Here is an 18,224-nt window from a genome sequence, read left to right as displayed (position 1 = left end):
TTCGCGTGAGCCGCGGCGTCGTGAGCTGCGGTGCTCCCGTTTCGCGTGAGCTGCGCGTGGTGCTGCATCGTGTGAACCCCCGCGTTGCTGCTTGGCGTGAGCGGCGGTGCCGCGGCTTCGCTGGAGCTACCGCGCCGCAGCCGAGCGCGAAGCCGTGGCACCGCCGCCGCGCTACCCCGGCGAACCGGGGACGCCGCGCTACCCCTTCGCCCGCTTAGGAGCGACCTGCGCGACCGCACTCCCCGCAAGATAAAGCCCCACCCCGTAAATCGCATGCGTCCGCAGACTCCGCCACCGCGCCACCGCGGGCTTCGGAGTCTTCGCCGCCGCCACCCCCAGCCCGAACGCTGGCTGCATGATGAACCACGGCGCGGCAGTCGTCGCGAGACCGGTCAGCAGCGCCGGCAGCGGCGTCGGCTTGTTCGCCCAGCCGGGCCGCGTCGCGATGAGCAACCCGGCGAACGCGGTGCCGATCGAATAGTGCGCCGCCCAGCCGATTTCGCGTTCGTGCGGGACCGGTTCCGCCTTCGCGATGCTTTCGTGCCGGACGGTGCCCTCGGGCAGGTGCCCGAGCCACCGGCCGAGGAGGCGGTAGTCCAGCGGCTGCACGCCGGTCGTGCGGCGGACGATTTCGCCGCCCAGGTCCATCACGGCGGTGGCGCCGACGCCGATGGCGACGGTGCGCGCGAGGGTCGAGAACATGGTGCTCCTCAGATTCGGGGTAGGGGACCGGGAAACGAAGTCAGGACGGATCGCCGGCGAGCGGGTGGCCGTTCACCTTCCACTCGAGGATGCCGTCGGACAGCCGGAACGCGCGGAAGCCGTGCGCGGTCAGCAGCCGGACGGCCTCGTGGGAGAACGCGCAGTACACGCCGCGGCAGTAGGCCACCACGTCGAGGTCGGCGGGGAGTTCGCTGATCCGGTCGGCCAGTTCGGCCATCGGGATCGAGATCGCGCCGGGGATGTGCCCGGCGGCGTACTCCTCGGCGGGGCGCACGTCGACGACGATCGCCTGGCCCGCCTCGACGCGGCGCATCAGCTCGTCGCGGTCGACGGCTTCGGTGTCGTCCGAGCCGAGGTACCGGCGCGCGGCGGCGTCGACCGCGGGGGACTGCGCCGCGGCGACCGCGAGCAGCCTGCCATACAGCGAGGCGACGTCGGGGCTCGCGATGTGGTGGCGCACGGTCGTGCCGTCGCGCACCGCGGCGACGAGCCCGACCTGCTTGAGGACCTGCAGGTGGGCGGACGCGGTGGTGACGTTCAGCCCCGCGGCCTCGGCCAGTTCGACGACGCCGCGCGGGCGCTGGACGAGCAGGTCGACGAGTTCGAGCCGCTTGTCGTTGCCCAGTGCTTTGGCGACGCGCGCGAGTTCCCCGAACAGGGCTGATCGCGGAGGCGAGGGGTCGGTCAATCGATGCTCCGAAGGTGGTACGCGAGGCTGCGGCTATATTCCATAATTCCATGGAATACCGTAATGTGCCATCCGGCAAAGATCAAGGGGAAGGGAGACGCAGGGTGACCCTGCTCAACCGGCGTGCCGACGACGGCGGGCCCGAAGGACGGAGGGGACTCCGATGACCTCGGCGGACAACCGGAAGGGCGCGCTGCCCGCGGCCGTGTACCTGCTCGGGCTCAGCCTGTTCGCGATGGGCAGTTCCGAGTTCCTGATCTCCGGCGTGCTGCCGGGGATCGCCTCGGACCTGCACGTGTCGCTGCCCTCGGCGGGCGCGCTGATCTCCGCGTTCGCGGTCGGGGTGCTGGCGGGCGCGCCGCCGCTCGCGGTGCTCACGCTGCACTGGCCTCGGCGCGCGACGCTGCTGGCCAGCCAGGCGCTGTTCGTCGCCGCGATCGCGCTCGGCATGCTCACCTCGAGCTACTGGATCCTGATGGTGGCGCGCGTCATCAGCGGGGTCGCCTACGCCGGGTTCTGGGCGGTGGCGATGACGACCGCGGTCAGCCTGGTGCCGCCGGACCGGACGGCCCGCGCGCTGTCGGTGGTGGTCAGCGGGCTGAGCCTGGCGATGGTCGTCGGCGGCCCGGCGGGCACGGTGATCAGCGGGCTGGCCGGCTGGCGCGCCGGGTTCTGGGCGGTCGCGATCGCCACGGCGGCGACCGGGGTCGCGGTGTGGCTGACGCTGCGCCAGCCCGGGCAGGACGGCGGCCCGGAGCCGGAGCTCAAATCCGAGCTGCGGGCGATGAAACAGCCGAGGCTGTGGGTCGCCTTCGGCACGACGATCGCGACCACCGCGGCGTACATGGTGACCTTCGGGTACCTGGGCGCGATGGTCACCGAGACGAGCGGGCTCTCGGAATCCTGGGTTCCCGCGGTGCTGTCGCTGTTCGGCATCGGCGCGTTCGTCGGCCTCACCATCGGCGGCCGGGTCGCGGACCGGTTCCCGTTCCGCGTGCTGGCGGTCGGCATCGCCGGGATGATCGTGTTCTCGGTCGCGCTGGCGGCGCTCGCCGCGCAGCCCGCCGCCGCGATCCCGCTGGTGTTCCTGCTCGGCGTCGCCGCGTTCCTGGTCAACCCGGCGGTGATCGGCCGGGTGTACACGATCGCGGCGGGCGCGCCGACCCTGGCCGGCGCGACGAACGTGTCCGCGTTCCAGCTCGGCATCACGCTGGCCCCGCTGGCGGGCGGGCTGGCCATCGGCGCGGGGTTCGGTCTCGCCTCGGTCTGCTGGGTCGGCGCGGCGATCGCGGTCGTGTCCGGAATCGCGGCGTTCGCGGACAGCAGGCTGCACCGGCGGCCCGCCGTGCCGCAAGGCGCGGTTTCGGCCGTGGCGGAACAGCAGTAACAGCCGGAACGGCAGGAACCGTTTTTCGCGGCGCGGGCGGAATGGGGTTTTATGCCGAGCAGGGGCGCCGCGCCGCCGGAGGTCCCGCACGGGTCTTTCGGCGGCGCGGGCGCCACCGTTTGGTGGCTTACGCATTGGCGGCAGGCAATTACTGTGTGATTCGAGCTACTACATGTCTGGGGGGACAATGGTTCAGGTGTTGCGGTGCCGGGATTCCGCAGCCGCCGTCCGGCCCGAGGACTGGGCGGACGAACGGCTCGCCTGGCAGGCAGTGGACGAATGGATCGAAGGAGAACAGGCGGTCCCGGTGCCGATCGCCGCGCTGCGGCCGTCGGATTCGCCCCGGCTGGCCGGCGAGGACTGCGCGCACGCCCGGCTGCTGGCCACGGCTCCCGCCGAATTGCCGCCGGTGCTGGTGCACCGGCCCAGCATGCGGGTGATCGACGGAATGCACCGGCTGCAGGCGGCGCAGCTGCGCGGCGCGGAAACCGTGCTGGTCCGGTTCTTCGACGGCTCGGCGGCGAACGCTTTCGTGCTCGGCGTCCGGCTGAACGTCGCGCACGGCCTCCCACTGTCCATTTCGGACCGCCGGGCGGCGGCGATGCGGATCGTGGCCTCGCACCCCCGGTGGTCGGACCGGGCGATCGCGGCGGCGACCGGAATGTCGGCGAAGACCGTCGCGGCGGTGCGGCGCTGCGCAAGCGAGGACAATCCGCAGTTGCGCGTCCGGCTGGGCCGCGACGGGAGGGTGCGCCCGCTCAGCACCGCGCCCGGCAGGCTGCGGGCGAGCAAGCTGCTCCAGGAAAAACCGGAGGCTTCGCTGCGCCAGATCGCGATGGAAGCGGGGATTTCCCCGGGCACGGTCCGCGACGTGCGCGACCGCATCGCCCGCGGCGAGGACCCGGTCCCGCCCGCGCAGCGGACCGGCCCGCGCGCGCAGCTGACGAGCCGCCCGGAGCCGGTCCGCTGCGAGACCGGCGAGCTGATGGCGTTGCTGCGCAAGGATCCTTCGCTGCGGCTCACCGAAAACGGCAGGCGGCTGATCTCGCTGCTGAGCGTGTCCGCGATCAACGGGCGGGAGCAGCAGGAACTGCTGGGGACGGTCCCGCCGCACTGCCGCCGGACGGTGGCGGAGCTGGCGGCGGCGTGCGCGCAGGCATGGCAGGAACTGGCGGAAAAACTGGTGGAGCACGCCTGATCCGGCTGTCCGTGAGGGGAACCCTGAGGGACTCTGATTCCTTCCGGGTTCCCCTCGCAGACCGAGTCAGCGTGCGGAAAGAACGTCGGCGACGATCTTGACCGCTTCCGCGGGCGGCGGCATCGTCGGATGCCGGGAGATCCGGCCGAGGCCCACGTCGTACGTGTCGTGCCACACCGGTTCCGGCAGGTGCCCGCCGTCGGCGCGGATCGTCGCGACATTGCGGCGCACGGAGGGTTTCTCCCACATCGCCGCGCCCATCGACGGGAAATAGACCACCGGGTACGGCACCGAAAGCACGACGGTCGCCAGGCGGTTGGGGGCGGCTCCGGTCGCGGCCGCGGCGAGGAAGTTCGCCGTCGCCGGCAGCACGACCACCGCGTCGTGGTCGGCGGCCAGCCGGGACGGTTTGTCGGCGGGCCAGTCGGCGGGGGATTCTCCGTGCACGACGCGATCGGCGTGCAGGCGCACGGTCGCGGCCGGAATGAATTGTTCCGCGGTGTGTGTGAGGAGCACCGTCAGCGGTCCGCCGAAATGGCTCCGGAATTCGCTCAGATAGGCCGGGAGGGCGGTCACGGCGATGGAACCGGTGGCGCCGATCAGCAGTCGGGGCGGCCGGGCATCGGCGGAATCCTGGGTCATGGGCGCGATCGTGCCCGGATTCCGGGGGTGTCGCAATACTCTATTGCACGGCGTGTGCAACCTCCCGTTCTTGACAGTCTCCACTTGTGGGTGATGTCATCTGCCCTCGTCGCATTTCCTCGGCCGGACCGCATTGTTCCGGTTTTCCGGTGTGTTTCCTATTCCATCGTGATGTCTTGGGGGCAGGATGGCCGACTCGAATGTAGAACTGATGGATTTTCTCTTCCGCGGGGCCGGCGCGCGGCCGGGCGAACCGTTCCCGCTCACCGACATCCAGCAGGCCTATCTGGCCGGGCGGCATCCGGGGCTCGAACTCGGCGGCGGCGCCGCGCACTCCTGCTTCGAATTCGACTGCACCGGCCTGGACCTGCCGCGGCTGTCGCGCGCGCTGGACAAGGTGATCGGGCGGCACGACGCGCTCCGCACGGTGGTCGACGGCGAGGACCGCCAGCGGGTGCTGGACCGGGTGCCCGCTTACGAAATCGCCGTGCGGGACCTCAGTGAGCGGCTGGCCGAGGCGCAGGCCGCGGAGCTGGCTGCCGTCCGCGCCGAACTCGGCACGCAGATCCGGGACGCGGGCACCTGGCCGCTGTTCGACATTCGCGCGACAGTGCTGCCCGGCGGCCGGACGCGGCTGCACCTGAGCCTCGACCACCTTTTCGTCGACCTGCGCGGTTTCTTCGCGATGTTCGCCGATTGGCAGCGGCACTACGAGAACGAGGACCTCGCCGCCGATCCGCCGGAACTTCCGTTCCGCGCTTACGTTCTCGACCGGCAGCGCGCGGCGGAGAGCGAGGAGGGCGAGCGGGCCCGGGAGTACTGGCTTTCCCGGCTGGACGAGCTGCCGCCGGGCCCGGAACTCCCGCTCGCCGTAGCGCCGGAGCAGGTGGGCACGCCGGAGTTCATCCGGCTCGGCACTTCGCTGGACAGCCCGCGCTGGAGTGCGCTGGCGGCCGCCGCGGCGAGCAGGGGGCTCAGCCCGGACGCGGTGTTGCTCGCCGCTTACCGCGAGGTGGTGCGGGCGTGGTCGAACCGGCCGGACTTCACTGTCACGCTGACCTTGCTCGACCGGTGCGGGCGGAAAGACAGCGAGGTCGGGAACTTCGTGTCGCCCAGCCTGTTCGCGGTGTCCGATGTGGACTGTGGGACGTTCGCCGAACGGGCGGCCGCCGTGCAGCAGCGGCTCGCCGAGGACCGGCGGCACACCGCGTTCAGCGGGATCCGGGTGCTGCGGGAGCTGGTGCGGCGGCGGCACGACAGCCGCGCGGTCGCGGTGCCGGTGGTGTTTTCCAGTCTGGTGGAAGAGAATTCCGGCGCGGACGTGTTGCACGCGTTCGGCGAACCGGTGCACGGCGCGAGCCAGACGCCGCAGATCTGGCTGGAGAACCAGGTGCTGCTGCGCGACGGCGGGCTGGCGATCAACTGGAACGCGGTGGCCGGGCTGTTCCCGGACGGCATGCTCGACGCGATGCTCGGCGCGTACCGGTCCGTGCTGGCCCGCTTGGCCGACGACCCCGGAAGCTGGGACCGGTCCGGCCGGATCGTGCAGCTTCCGCCGGAAGCCGCGGCCGAGCAAGCGGCCGCCAACCAGACGGCCGCCGAGCTGCCGCCGGCCGCGCTGCACGAACTCGTCGCCAGGACCGCCCGTCGCACGCCGGACGCCGTCGCCGTGATCGCCGACGGCGCCGAGACCACCTACCGCGAGCTGACCGCGCACGCGCACCGCCTCGCCCGGCGGCTGCGGGACGCCGGCGAGGGCAAGCCAAACACGGTCGTCGCGGTGTCGATGCGGCCGGGCGCGGGCCTGATCGCTGCGTTGCTGGGAATCCTGCACGCCGGGGCCGCCTACGTCTCGATCGACCCGGACCTGCCCGAACAGCGCCGCCACAAGCTGCTGAGCCGGTGCGCGGCGACGGCGGTGATCACCGATCCGGAGCTGCGGGACGGGCTGGCCTGGCCGTCCGGGCTCACCGTGGTGACCGCGGCCGACGCGGAGGTGCTCGCCCAGGACGACGGCCCGCTGGACCGCAGGCAGGGATGCGACGACCTGGCGTACGTGATTTTCACTTCGGGCTCGACCGGCGAGCCCAAGGGTGTGATGATTTCACACCGCTCGGCGGCGAACACGGTGCAGGACATCAACCAGCGGTTCGGCGTCACGGCCGCGGACCGGGTGCTCGCGATGGCCCCGACCGGCTTCGACCTGTCGGTCTACGACGTCTTCGGGGTGCTCGGGGCCGGCGGCGCGATGGTCGTGCCGGAACCGGGGAAGGCGGGCGACGCCGGGCATTGGACCGAGCTGATCGACCGGCACCGCGTGACGATCTGGAACAGCGTGCCCGCCCCGATGCGGCTCTGGACGGATTCGCTCGACGACGCCCCGTCCGGAGCGGGAGCCAGCCTCCGGCTCGCGCTGCTGTCCGGCGACTGGATCCCGGTGACGCTGCCGGGACGGATCCGGGACCGGCTGCCCGGCATGGAGGTGGTCAGCCTCGGCGGCGCGACCGAGGCGTCGATCTGGTCGGTGTTCCACCGCATCCGCGAGGTGGCGCTCGACCGGCCGAGCATCCCGTATGGCAAGCCGCTGGCGAACCAGACGCTGCACATCCACGACGAGCACTTCGACCCGTGCCCGACCTGGGTGACCGGCGAGATCCACATCGGCGGGGTCGGCGTCGCGATCGGGTACTGGGGCGATCCGGAGCGCACCGCGGAACGGTTCGTCACGCATCCGCGCACCGGCGAGCGCCTGTACCGGACCGGGGACCTCGGCCGGTACCTGCCCGGCGGGGACATCGAAATCCTCGGCCGGACCGATTTCCAGGTGAAGATCAACGGCTACCGCGTCGAGCTGGGCGAGATCGAGGCCGCGCTCGCGGCGCAGCCCGGCATCCGGCAGGTGCTGGTGGACGCGCCGGTCTCCGCGGCAGGGCAGCGGCAGCTCGCCGCGTACCTGATCGTCGACGACCCCGGCGCGGCCGACCCGGCGAAGCTCCGGCCGGCGCTCGCGGAGACCCTGCCGGGATACATGGTGCCGCACCATTTCGTCGCCGTGGACGCGTTTCCGCTGACCGGCAACGGCAAGATCGACCGGGCCGCGCTGCCCCGGCCGTGGCACGGGACCGGCGAACCGCAGCGCGACGCGGCGCGCGGCGACGAGGTGGAAAGCGGTCTCGTGCGGATCTGGGCGGAGCAGCTCGGGCACACCGAAATCGGCGTCGAGGAAGGGTTTTTCGACGTCGGCGGCGATTCGCTGCACGCGATGGCCATCGTCCGGCGGTTGCGCGCCGAGTTCGGCATCGGCGACGCCGCCGAACAGGAGGTGATCGAGGGGCTGTTCACCAACGCCACCATCGCGGAGTTCGCCGACGTGATCCGGTCGCTCGTGGACGGGCGGCGATGACCGGCCCGGAGTACGACCTGATCGTGGCGGGGGCCGGTTCGGCGGGGTCGGTGATGGCCGCGCGGGCGGCGCAGGCGGGCCGCCGGGTCCTGCTGCTGGAGGCCGGGCCGGACCAGCCGCGCGACCCGAACCCGCTGAGCGACGGCACCCGGCTGATCCTGCAGGGCTTCAACTGGGATTACACGGCCAACCTGCGGTCCGGCGACGGAAAGGGCGCGCGGCGGGCGTTGTGGGAGCGGTTCCCGTACCGGCTCGGCAAGGTCACCGGCGGTTCCTCGGCGGTGAACGGCGCGGTCGCGCTGCGCGCCCTGCCCCGGGATTTCGACGACTGGGTCAAGCTGGGCAACCCGGACTGGGCGTGGGACCGGGTGCTGCCGTGGTACCGGAAGATCGAGCGCGACGCCGATTTCCCGCGCGACGGACGGCACGGCGACCGCGGCCTGATCCCGGTCCGCCGTCCGCGCCGGGAAGACCTGCACCCGCTCGACGCCGCGTTCTGGGACGAATGCCGCGCGGCCGGGCTGCCCGAGCTGACGGATCTCAATGGCGGCATCGAAACCGGCGTCGGCGCGGTACCGGCCAACGCCGTCGACGGGATCCGGATGGACGCCGCCGCCACCTATCTGGCCGAGGCGCGCAAGTGTCCGAGTTTTGAGCTGCGGACCGGCATGCAGGTCTCCCGGGTGGTCCTGGACGGACGGCGCGCGGTCGGCGTCGAAGCGGGCGGCGAAGTCTTCCGGGCGCGGGAAATCGTGCTGTCGGCCGGTGCGATCGGTTCGCCGCTGCTGCTGGAACGCTCCGGCATCGGGTCTGCGGCCCGGTGTGCGGCGCTGGGCGTCGAACCGGTCGCTGACCTGCCCGGGGTCGGCGAGAACCTCGCGGATCATCCGTCGGTGATGATCTGGGCGAAGCCGGCCGACGGGTTGTGCCGTCCGGGACTGCCGTGGCGCCAGGTCGCCGCGCGGGTGTCGAGCGGGCTGTCCGACGACGGCGCGGATCTGCAGGTGTGGCTGCTGAACAACGTCCCGAGCCAGGCGATCCCCAGTTTCGCCGACCGGCTCGGCTGGCCGATGGTCATCGGGATCTCGGTGATGCTGCTGCGCCCGCGGTGCCGGGGCAGCGTGCACGCGACGGGCGCGGACTTGTCAGCCCTGCCGGAGATCCGGCTCGGCTTCGGCACCGACGCCGACGACGTGGAACGCCTGATGCGCGGGGTCCGGCTGGCGTGGCGGGTCCTGCGGTCCGAGGGCTTTCGCGGGCGGCTGGAGAAAATCCAGCTCTGGAGCGACCGGATGGTCGAGGCCGACCAGCTCTTGCGCGGCGCGGTGCGCAACGTGATGAGCCCGGGCTGGCACGCCGTCGGCTCCGCCCGGATGGGCCCGGCCGCGGACCCGCAGGCCGTCGTGGGCCAGGACTGCCGGGTGCACGGCGTCGAGCGGCTCCGGGTGGTGGACGCGTCGGTGTTCCCCGCGATGCCGAGCGCGCCGACCCATCTGACCACCGCGATGCTCGCCGAGAAGATCGCCGGCGAGGCAAGGGAGTGACTTCTGTGCGGCTGTACTGCATCCCCCACGCCGGCGCGACGTCGTCGGTGTACCGCTCCTGGCCGGATCAGGTGCCGCCGGGCGTCGAAGTCGTCGGCCTCGACCCGCCCGGCCGCGGCGCCCGGGCCCGGGAAAAACCGGCAGCCGACTACTCGACGCTGGTGGAAGCCCTTGCCGGGCACGTGATCGCCGACCTGGAACGAACGGGCTGCCCGGCGTACGCGACGTTCGGGCACAGCTTCGGCGCGATGCTCGCGTTGGCGGTCGCCGCCCGCGCGGCGGAGGCAACCGGCGCGGCCCCGGCCGGAGCGGTGCTGTCCGCGTCGCTGCCGCCCCGCTTGCTCCCCGTGCCGGACGAACTCGCCACCCTCAGCGACGAGGAGCTGCTGGCGAAAATGGCCGCAGACGGCGGAACCGCGCCGGAACTGCTGTCGTCCGGCGCGATGGCCGGGTACCTGCTCCGTCTGCTGCGACAAGATTTGACGATCCGGCCGGAGTTCCGCGCGCACGCCTTGCTGCGGGTCGACTTTCCGCTGGTGCTCGTGGCCGCCAAGGAAGACGCGTACGTCCCGCCGGAGCAGATGTGGGCGTGGGCCGAGCACAGCACCGCGTCCGTCCGGTGCGTCGAGATTCCCGGCGGGCATTTCGCGGTGCTGCAGCATCCGCGCGAAGCGCTCGCGCCGCTGTTCCGGGAAGTGGTGTGCTGACATGGACCTCAACGCCTATGAGCAGGACCACGAGGATTTCCGCGCGCTGTGCCGGACTTTCCTGGAACGCGAAGCCGTGCCGAACCATCCGCAGTGGGAGCAGGACGGCATCATCGGCCGCGAGTTGTGGCTCGCCGCCGGGAAAGCCGGGCTGCTGGGCCTGGACGCGGCCGAGGAGGACGGCGGGGCGGGACAGCCGGACTTCCGCTACTCCGGAGTGTTCATCGAGGAACTGGTCCGCGCCGGGGTGACCGCGCCCGGTTTCGTCGCGCACAACGACCTGATCTCCTCCTATTTCGCGGTCCGGGCCACGCCGGAGCAGCGCGCCCGGTGGCTGCCCGGCCTCTGTTCCGGGGAGCTGATCGCCGCGATCGCGCTCACCGAACCGGAAGCCGGGTCCGATCTGTCCGGGATCCGGACGACCGCGGTGCGCGACGGCGACTGTTACGTCCTCAATGGACAGAAGACGTTCATCACCAACGGCGAGAACGCGGACCTGGTCATCGTCGCGGCGAAGACCCCGTCCGCCCGCGGCGGCTCCGGCATGACCCTGCTGGTGGCCGAACGCGGCATGCCCGGGTTCTCGCGCGGACGGCGGCTCGACAAACTGGGCTGGCGGGCCAGCGACACCAGCGAACTGTTCTTCGACGACTGCCGGATTCCGGCGGCGAATCTGCTCGGCCGGGAGAACGGCGGAATGGGCTGCCTGATGCGCGGCCTGCCGAGGGAACGGCTCTGCATCGCGACCGTCGCGGTGGCGACCGCGGAGAAGATGCTCGCGTTCACGCTCGATTACGCCCGCGAACGCGCTGCTTTCGGCAAACCGATCGGAAGTTTCCAGCACAACAAATTCCTGCTGGCCACTTTGGACACCGAAGTCACGCTGGCGAGGGTGTTCCTCAACCACTGCACGGCGGAACTCAACGCCGGACGGCTCACCGTGGCCGACGCGGCGAAGCTCAAATGGTGGACGACCGAATTGCAGAACACGGTCGCCGACCGGTGCCTGCAACTGCACGGCGGATCCGGCTACCTGAAGGAATCGGCGATCGCCCGCGACTGGGCGAACAGCCGCGTTCAGACGATTTACGGCGGCACCACGGAAATCATGAAAGAGATCGTCGGCACCGCACTGGGCCTGTGACGGCCCGGCAACGAAGGGAGACCGCGATGGGGGACCACCAGCCGACCGTCTACGAATGGGCGGGCGGGGAAGAAGCCTGGCACCGGCTGACCGAAGTGTTCTACAAGAAGGTCGTCGAGGACGATCTGCTCAAGCCGTTGTTCGAGCACATGCAGCCGGACCATCCGAAGCACGTCGCGATGATGCTCGGCGAGGTGTTCGGCGGGCCGGCCGTCTACACCGAGGAGTTCGGCGGCTATCCGCGGCTGGTCCGGCGGCACCGCAACCGGGACATCCAGCCCGCCCAGCGGGCGCGGTGGGTCGAGCTGATGCTCGAGTCGGCCGACGAAACCGGCCTTCCGCAGGACGCGGAGTTCCGGGCGGCTTTCGTGTCCTACATCGAATTCGGGTCGCGGCGGGCGATGGCGAACTCGGCGCCGGGCGCGGTTCCCGGTGAGCGAGAAACGCTGAAGCTGTGGGGCTGGGGCGAGGCGCGGCCGGGAGGCGAGTGAGGTGGGCATCGGCGAACGGGCGGCCCGCCTGCTTCGCGAGGCCCCGGACGAGACGGTTGCGATCGAGCACGACGGGACGCAGTGGTCGTGGGGGCGGCTGCGCCGGTGCGCGGACGCGGTCGGCGACGCGGTGCGCGGCGCCGGGATCGAGCCGGGCACCCGGGTCGGGCTGGTCCTGGAGAACCGGCCCGAGCACGTCGCCGCGTTCGCCGCCTTGCTCGCCGGCGCATGGTGCGCGGTCGTGGTCGATCCGTTGCAGCCCGCCGGACGGCTGCGCGAAGACCTCGGCCGCGCCGAGGTTCCGGTGGTGATCGGCGCGGCCGAGCAGCTCGCCGCGGCCGGTGCGCCGGGGGTGATCGCGCTCGGCCGGGACGGTTCGGCCCGGCTGTGCGGCACTCCGGCCGAGGCGAAGGCCGAGGACCCCGGCGCCGCGTTCGAGATGTCGACCTCCGGCACCACCGGGACGCCCAAACGGATCCCGATCCGCCACGGACAGGTGGACTGGGCCCTTGCGTCGGCTTCGCGGCCGTCCGGGACGGACGCGCTGCTGCTGCCGTCCGCGTCGGTGATCGCCAGCCCGCTGGCGCACATCGGCGGGCTGTGGGGCCTGGTCCACGCGCTGCACACCGGACGGCGGATCGTGCTGATGACGAAGTTCGCGGTGGACCCGTGGGTCGAGGCGGTGGAACGGCATCGAGTCCGCGCCGCATTCCTGGTTCCTGCCGCGCTCCGCGACATCCTTGCTTCGGAGGTGCCGCCGGAACGGCTACGGTCGCTGAAGCTCGTCACGTCCGGGTCCACCGTGCTGCCCGCCGAACTGGCGGACCGGTTCTTCCGGCGGTACGGCGTCCGGGTGCTGATGACGTACGGGGCGACCGAGTTCGCCGGTGCGGTCGCCGGCTGGACTTACGCACTGCACGAACAGTGGTGGGACCGCAAAGCGGGCAGCGCCGGGCGGGCGTACCCGGGCGTGCAGCTGCGCGTGACCGACGATCTTGGCCGGGAAGTGCCCCCGGACTGCGCGGGCAGGCTGGAAGTGCGCACGGCGCAGTCCGCCCACGGCGCGCGGGACTGGGTGCGGACCAGCGATCTGGCGCGGATCGACGAGGACGGGTTCCTGTGGAGCATGGGCCGCGCGGACGACGTGATCACCCGCGGCGGTTTCACCGTCCGGCCGGACACCGTCGAGCGGGCGCTGGAGCGGCATCCGGCGGTGCGCGAGGCGGCGGTGACCGGGGTGCCCGACGAACGGCTCGGCGCGGTCCCGGTCGCCGCGGTCGAGCTGGAACGGGGACAGTCCCCGCCCGCCGCCGAGGAGCTGATCGCCTGGTGCCGCAAGGAATTGCTGCCCTACGAACTGCCCGAGCGCGTGGTGCTGGTCGACGCGCTGCCACGCACGCCGTCGGCGAAGGTCAGCCGCGTCGCGCTGGCCGAACTGGTGCGCGCCGCGCCGCCGGACGAGACCCCGATTCCCGACGACACAGAAGGTTCCCGCCATGAGCACGACTTCGCACCGCGTTCCGACCGCGCTGCCCGGCTTCACCGTGAGCACGGCCACCGCGGCCGACTGGCGGCAGGTGACTGACTGGGCGCACCGGGAGGGCTGGAACCCCGGGCTGCGCGACGCGGAATGCTTCCTCGCCACCGATCCGGGCGGGTTCTTCGTCGGGAGCCTCGGCGACCGTCCGGTGGCGGCGGTGTCGCTGGTCAACCACAACGACCGCTACGCCGTGTGGGGCCACTACCTGGTCGACCCGGAGTTCCGGAACCACGGATACGGCCGGGCGACCTGCCGGGTGGCCCGCAAGCACGCCGGCGACCGGATCCTCGCGTCCGACGCCATGCCGGACCAGGTCGAGAACTACACCCGGTCCGGACTGGTCCGCGCGCACGACACCGTGCACTACGTCGGAACGCCGAGGCGGGCCGGAACGGGCGGGACGGTGCCGTTCGAGCCCGGCTGGCTGGACCGGGTCGTCGACTACGACCGGCGCAGTTTCCCCGGCGGACGGCCGGAATTCCTGCGGCACTGGCTCACCGCGCCCGGGCACACGACGGTCCTGCGGATCGTCGACGGCGCGCTCGCCGGGTACGGCGTGCTCCGCCCGGCACGGGGACGGCACCGGATCGGCCCGCTGATCGCGGACTCCGCGGCGGACGCCGAAGCCGTGTTCGCCGCGCTTGTCGCCCCGCTCGACACCGGCGCCGAGGTGTCCCTGTTCGCCCCGGGCGGGCAAGGCGGGTTCGCCGCCGGCCTCGGGCTCGTGGAGGAATTCCGGGTCGTGCGCATGTACACCGCGGACCCGGGCACGGCCGCGGACCGCGTCTACGCCATCGGCAGTCTCGAACTCGGCTGAAGCCGGCCGGCGAAACGGAGGAGAACATGACCGGAATCGGCACCGATCAGGCCAAGGCGCGCGGCACCCTGCTGCGGCGGCTGTTCGGCTCGCGGATCACCGAGGTGGTCGCGCTGATGGCGAGGCTGGATCTCGCCGACGCGATCGGGGACGGCGTCGCCGACGTCGGCGATCTGGCCCGCGCGTACGACATCCCGGCACCGCAGTTGCAGCGGTTGCTGCGGGCGCTGGTCAGCCTGGGCATGTGCGTCGAGGCGGGGCCGGGCAAGGTGTCGCTCAGCGAGACCGGCGCGCTGCTGCGCAAGGACTGCCCGGGTTCGATGTACGAGTTCGCCCGGTTTCACACCGCCGCCGAGACCACCCGGCCGTGGCTGAGCCTCGAACACAGCCTGCGCACCGGAAAACCGGCTTTCGACGAGGAATTCGGCAGCCCGCTGTACGACCACCTCGGCGCGCATCCGGAGATGTCCGCCCGGTTCGGCGCGGCGATGGGGGACGAAAGCCGGGCCGCCGCCGAGGCGATCGCGGCCCAGCACGACTTCTCCGGCTACCGGATGGTGACCGACATCGGCGGCGGCGACGGCACGCTGATCACCGCGATCCTGCGCGGGAATCCGGGACTGCAGGGCACGATCTTCGACACCGAGGAGGGCGCGGCCCCCGCGGTCGCGCGGCTGCGGGCGGCGGGGCTGGCGGACCGCTGTTCGATCGTCACCGGGGACTTCTTCACCGCGGTGCCGACCGGGGCGGACCTGTTCCTGGTCAAGAGCACGATCCACAACTGGGACGACGAGCACGCCGTCCGCATCCTGCGCAGCTGCCGGACCGCCTTGGGGGACAACGGAAAGCTGCTGATCGTCGACGTGCTGCTGCCGGACCGCGTCCAGCCGGACCCGGCCGGGCTGAACCCGTACATCAAGGACCTGCAGATGCTCGTGCTCCTCGGCGGGCAGGAGCGGACCCGCGCGGACTTCGACCGGCTGTGCGCGCAAGCGGGCCTGCGGATCGCCGGGGCCGAGGCGCTGCCGCCGCACGTGGGGCAGAGCATGCTCGAAGTGGTGCGGGCATGACGGGGTCGGTCGGTGCGCTGGTCGAGCGGTGCGCGCAGCGCTACGGCCGGACCGTCGCGGTCGAGTGCGGCGGCCGGAAGATCACCCACCGCGAGCAGATCGGCCGGATCCGCCGGACCGGCCGGGCGCTGCTCGCGCTGGGGCTGCGGCAGGGGGACCGGGTCGCGGTGCTGATGGCCAACTCCCCGGAGCTGGTCGATGTGTGGTTCGGGCTGGCCTGGGCCGGGCTCGCGGTCGTGCCGCTCGACCCGGTCGGCGGCCCGCCGGACCACGCCTTCCGGATCCGGGATTCCGGTGCCCGCGCGGTCGTGCACGATCCGGTCCACGCCGATGCCGTGACCGCCGAGCACACCCTCGACACCGAACGGCTGTCGCGGCTGGCCGCCGCGCAACCGGACGGCCCCGGGATGCCCGCCGTCGCCAGCACTGACCTGTTCGGCATCTACTACACCGGCGACGAGACCGGCCGCCCTGTCGGCGCGATGCACACGCACGGCACTTACCTCGCCGCGCTGCTGGGGCATCTGGCCGACGGCGGGCTCGGCGAACGCGACCGGTTCGCCCACGTCGCCCCGATCACCCACGCCAGCGGGATGTTCGTCCTCCCGACCTGGCTGCGCGGCGGCACGAACGTGCTGCTCGACCGGTTCGATCTGGACCTCTTCGCCCGGACCGCCGAACCGATCACCGCGACGATGCTGGTGCCGACCACGCTGCACCGGCTGGTGGAGCACGGACGGCCGGCCGCGCTGTCCACAGTGGTCTGCGGGGTGGCGCCGGCGCGGTGTGCGCTGCTGCTGGCCGCGCGCGAGTTGTTCGGGCCGGTCGTCACGTGCCTCTACGGTCTCGCCGAAGCGCCGAACCAGATCGCGATGCTGGGGAAAACGGACCGGGCGTCGGCTTCGCTCGGCCGTCCGGTCACGATCGCCGAGACCCGGCTGGCCGAGGACGGCGAACTCCTGGTCCGCGGGCCGCACGTCTCGCCGGGGTACTGGCGGCGCCCCGACCTCGATTCCGGCGGCTGGCTGCACACCGGCGACCTGGTCGAGGAGGACGACCAGGGGTTCCTGCACCCGGTCGGCCGGAAGAAGGACCTGATCGTCTCCGGCGGCTATCCGGTGTTCGCGGCACCGGTGGAGGAGGCGCTGGCCGCGCATCCGGCCGTCCGGCAGGCGGCGGTGATCGGGATTCCGGACGACCTCTGGGGCGAACGGGTCGCCGCGGTCGTCGTGGCCGATCCCGGGAGCGGGGTGAGCGGCGCGGACCTGACCGCGTGGACGGCGGAACGGCTGGGCCGGGTGCGGGCGCCCAAAACGGTCGAGTTCGTCGCGTCGATTCCCCGGCTCGCCTCGGGACAGCCGGACAAGGCCGCGCTGCGGGGGAACGCCCGATGCGGGAGCTGACGATCAGCAGTCAGCTGGCCCGGCACGCCCGGATGCACGGTGAGCGGATCGCGCTCGTGCAAGGCGAGCGGCGGCTGACTTATGGCGAGCTGGACGAACGGGTCGGCAGGCTGGCCGCGACGCTGCGCGCACGCGGGGTCCGGCACGGGAGCCGGGTGGCGGTGCTGAGCCCGAATCTGCCGGAAGTCCTCGAAGCGTACCTGGCCGTCGCGCGGCTCGGTGCGCTTTCGGTGCCGCTCAATTTCCGGCTGACCACTGCGGAACTCGGCTTTCTTCTCGCGGACAGCGGGGCGGAAGTCGTGCTGGTGCACGAGTCTCTTGAGTCTAAAGTGGAGGGTTTCGAGCGGCTGGTGTTCGGCGCGGACTGCTACGCACCCGTGTGCGCTGCCGCCGCCGAAGTGTCCGATGTGGACGCTGCGTTCCTGATGTATACCTCCGGAACCACCGGACGGCCGAAGGGCGCGGTGCTGACCCACCGCAACCTGCTGGCCAACACGCTCGCCTACCGGTGCGAGCTGGGCGGCGGCCCGGAGGACGACGCGGTGTGGCTGGCGGCGACCCCGCTGTTCCACATCGCCGCACTGGCCGGACTGCTGCCGACGTTCCTCCGCGGCGGCCGGATTGTGCTTGCCCCGCCGGGAAAGTTCGACGCCGCCGCGGTGGTCGAGCTGATGGCTCGCGAACGGGTCACGGCCTGTTTCCTGGTTCCGACGCAGTGGCAGGAGATCTGCGCGCTGCCGGACCTGAGCCTGCCCGCACTGCGCCGCGTCGTCTGGGGTGCCGCGGCCGCGCCGGACAGCCTGGTCCGGACGCTCGCCGAGACGTTCCCGCGGGCGGAGCTGACGACCGGCTTGGCGCAGACCGAATGCGGCCCGATCACCACGGTGGCGCGCGGACCCGCGCTGCTGCGCAAGATCGGGTCGGTGGGGTGGCCGATGTTCGCCGTCGAAGCCCGGGTGGTGGACCGCGAGATGCGCGACGTGCCGCCCGGCACGGTCGGCGAGATCGTCTACCGCGGCCCGTCGGTGATGCGGGAGTACTGGAACCGGCCGGAGGAAACCGCGGAAGCGTTCCGCGGCGGCTGGTTCCATTCTGGGGACCTCGTGCGCATGGACGACGACGGCTGCTGCTGGCTGGTCGACCGGATGGCCGGCCTGATCGTGTCCGGCGGGGAGAACGTCTACAGCGCCGAGGTGGAGAACGCGCTCGCCGAGCATCCGGGGATCGGCGAGGTCGCGGTGATCGGGATTCCCGATCCGCACTGGGGAGAGGTGCCGCTGGCGGTGATCACCGCGTCCGCCAGGCAGCCGGTGCCGACGTTGGAGGAAATCCGCGCGTGGTGTGCGCCGCGGATCGCCGGGTACAAGCATCCGCGCCGCGTCGAGGTCGCGCCGGAGCTGCCGAGGAACGCGACCGGGAAGGTCGCGAAGGCGCTGCTGCGCGCCGAATACGCCTGAGTCTGAAGGA

General features: G+C 72.0%; 15 protein-coding genes. 12 read left to right on the top strand and 3 right to left on the bottom strand.

Annotated features, from left to right (window positions below; translation table 11 throughout):
* Nucleotides 1-198: 198 nt before the first annotated feature.
* Together ACFSVL_RS36335 and ACFSVL_RS36330 are read right to left on the bottom strand one after the other, a co-directional pair.
* Complete coding sequence (locus ACFSVL_RS36335) at nt 199-702, bottom strand: DUF2938 domain-containing protein (RefSeq protein WP_378310993.1); 504 nt, start codon at nt 700-702, stop codon at nt 199-201.
* A gap of 40 nt (nt 703-742) precedes the next feature.
* Entirely contained in the window at nt 743-1,411 is a 669-nt protein-coding gene (locus tag ACFSVL_RS36330) for an ArsR/SmtB family transcription factor (RefSeq protein ID WP_378310991.1), read from the bottom strand.
* A 163-nt stretch (nt 1,412-1,574) separates the two neighbouring features.
* Here ACFSVL_RS36330 and ACFSVL_RS36325 point away from each other — a divergent pair, with 163 nt between their 5' ends.
* On the top strand, nt 1,575-2,798 hold the full coding sequence (locus ACFSVL_RS36325) for a Cmx/CmrA family chloramphenicol efflux MFS transporter (RefSeq protein WP_378310989.1): 1,224 nt from the start codon (nt 1,575-1,577) through the stop codon (nt 2,796-2,798).
* Nucleotides 2,799-2,985: 187 nt separating this feature from the next.
* Nucleotides 2,986-3,996: a ParB/RepB/Spo0J family partition protein gene (locus ACFSVL_RS36320; protein WP_378310988.1), complete on the top strand. Its 1,011-nt coding sequence runs from the start codon at nt 2,986-2,988 to the stop codon at nt 3,994-3,996.
* A 66-nt stretch (nt 3,997-4,062) separates the two neighbouring features.
* On the opposite strand, the gene ACFSVL_RS36315 is transcribed toward ACFSVL_RS36320, so the two are convergent.
* Entirely contained in the window at nt 4,063-4,638 is a 576-nt protein-coding gene (locus ACFSVL_RS36315; protein ID WP_378310986.1) for a flavoprotein, read from the bottom strand.
* A gap of 211 nt (nt 4,639-4,849) precedes the next feature.
* On the opposite strand from ACFSVL_RS36315, the gene ACFSVL_RS36310 reads away from it, so the two are divergent.
* The 10 genes from ACFSVL_RS36310 to ACFSVL_RS36265 are packed head-to-tail and all read left to right on the top strand — an operon-like array spanning nt 4,850 to nt 18,214.
* On the top strand, nt 4,850-8,041 hold the full coding sequence (locus ACFSVL_RS36310; protein ID WP_378310984.1) for a non-ribosomal peptide synthetase: 3,192 nt from the start codon (nt 4,850-4,852) through the stop codon (nt 8,039-8,041).
* On the top strand, nt 8,038-9,585 hold the full coding sequence (locus ACFSVL_RS36305) for a GMC family oxidoreductase (protein ID WP_378310983.1): 1,548 nt from the start codon (nt 8,038-8,040) through the stop codon (nt 9,583-9,585). The genes ACFSVL_RS36310 and ACFSVL_RS36305 overlap by 4 nt, the downstream gene beginning before the upstream one ends.
* Complete coding sequence (locus ACFSVL_RS36300) at nt 9,582-10,292, top strand: thioesterase II family protein (RefSeq protein ID WP_378310981.1); 711 nt, start codon at nt 9,582-9,584, stop codon at nt 10,290-10,292. Before ACFSVL_RS36305 ends, ACFSVL_RS36300 begins: the two co-directional genes overlap by 4 nt.
* Nucleotide 10,293: 1 nt before the next feature.
* Nucleotides 10,294-11,436 (top strand): acyl-CoA dehydrogenase family protein, encoded by a 1,143-nt coding sequence (locus ACFSVL_RS36295; RefSeq protein WP_378310979.1) that lies wholly within the window; start codon nt 10,294-10,296, stop codon nt 11,434-11,436.
* Nucleotides 11,437-11,462: 26 nt separating this feature from the next.
* The gene (locus ACFSVL_RS36290; RefSeq protein WP_378310978.1) at nt 11,463-11,927 is read left to right on the top strand and encodes a group II truncated hemoglobin; all 465 of its coding nucleotides are present in this window, start codon (nt 11,463-11,465) and stop codon (nt 11,925-11,927) included.
* Nucleotide 11,928: 1 nt separating this feature from the next.
* The gene (locus ACFSVL_RS36285) at nt 11,929-13,512 is read left to right on the top strand and encodes a class I adenylate-forming enzyme family protein (protein ID WP_378310976.1); all 1,584 of its coding nucleotides are present in this window, start codon (nt 11,929-11,931) and stop codon (nt 13,510-13,512) included.
* Entirely contained in the window at nt 13,424-14,284 is an 861-nt protein-coding gene (locus tag ACFSVL_RS36280; protein WP_378310974.1) for a GNAT family N-acetyltransferase, read from the top strand. Before ACFSVL_RS36285 ends, ACFSVL_RS36280 begins: the two co-directional genes overlap by 89 nt.
* 26 nt (nt 14,285-14,310) lie before the next feature.
* Nucleotides 14,311-15,354 carry a methyltransferase gene (locus ACFSVL_RS36275; protein WP_378310972.1) on the top strand — a complete coding sequence of 348 codons (1,044 nt, stop codon included), beginning with the start codon at nt 14,311-14,313 and terminating at the stop codon, nt 15,352-15,354.
* Nucleotides 15,351-16,757, top strand: coding sequence for an AMP-binding protein (locus ACFSVL_RS36270; RefSeq protein ID WP_378310970.1), 1,407 nt, complete (start codon nt 15,351-15,353; stop codon nt 16,755-16,757). Before ACFSVL_RS36275 ends, ACFSVL_RS36270 begins: the two co-directional genes overlap by 4 nt.
* Nucleotides 16,745-18,214, top strand: coding sequence for a class I adenylate-forming enzyme family protein (locus ACFSVL_RS36265; protein WP_378310969.1), 1,470 nt, complete (start codon nt 16,745-16,747; stop codon nt 18,212-18,214). The genes ACFSVL_RS36270 and ACFSVL_RS36265 overlap by 13 nt, the downstream gene beginning before the upstream one ends.
* Nucleotides 18,215-18,224 lie beyond the last annotated feature (10 nt).

This window comes from Amycolatopsis silviterrae, assembly GCF_042684085.1.
Lineage (GTDB): Bacteria > Actinomycetota > Actinomycetes > Mycobacteriales > Pseudonocardiaceae > Amycolatopsis > Amycolatopsis silviterrae.
The sequence above is the reverse complement of the archived record's forward strand: the minus strand, read 5'-3'. Positions and strand labels throughout refer to the sequence as shown.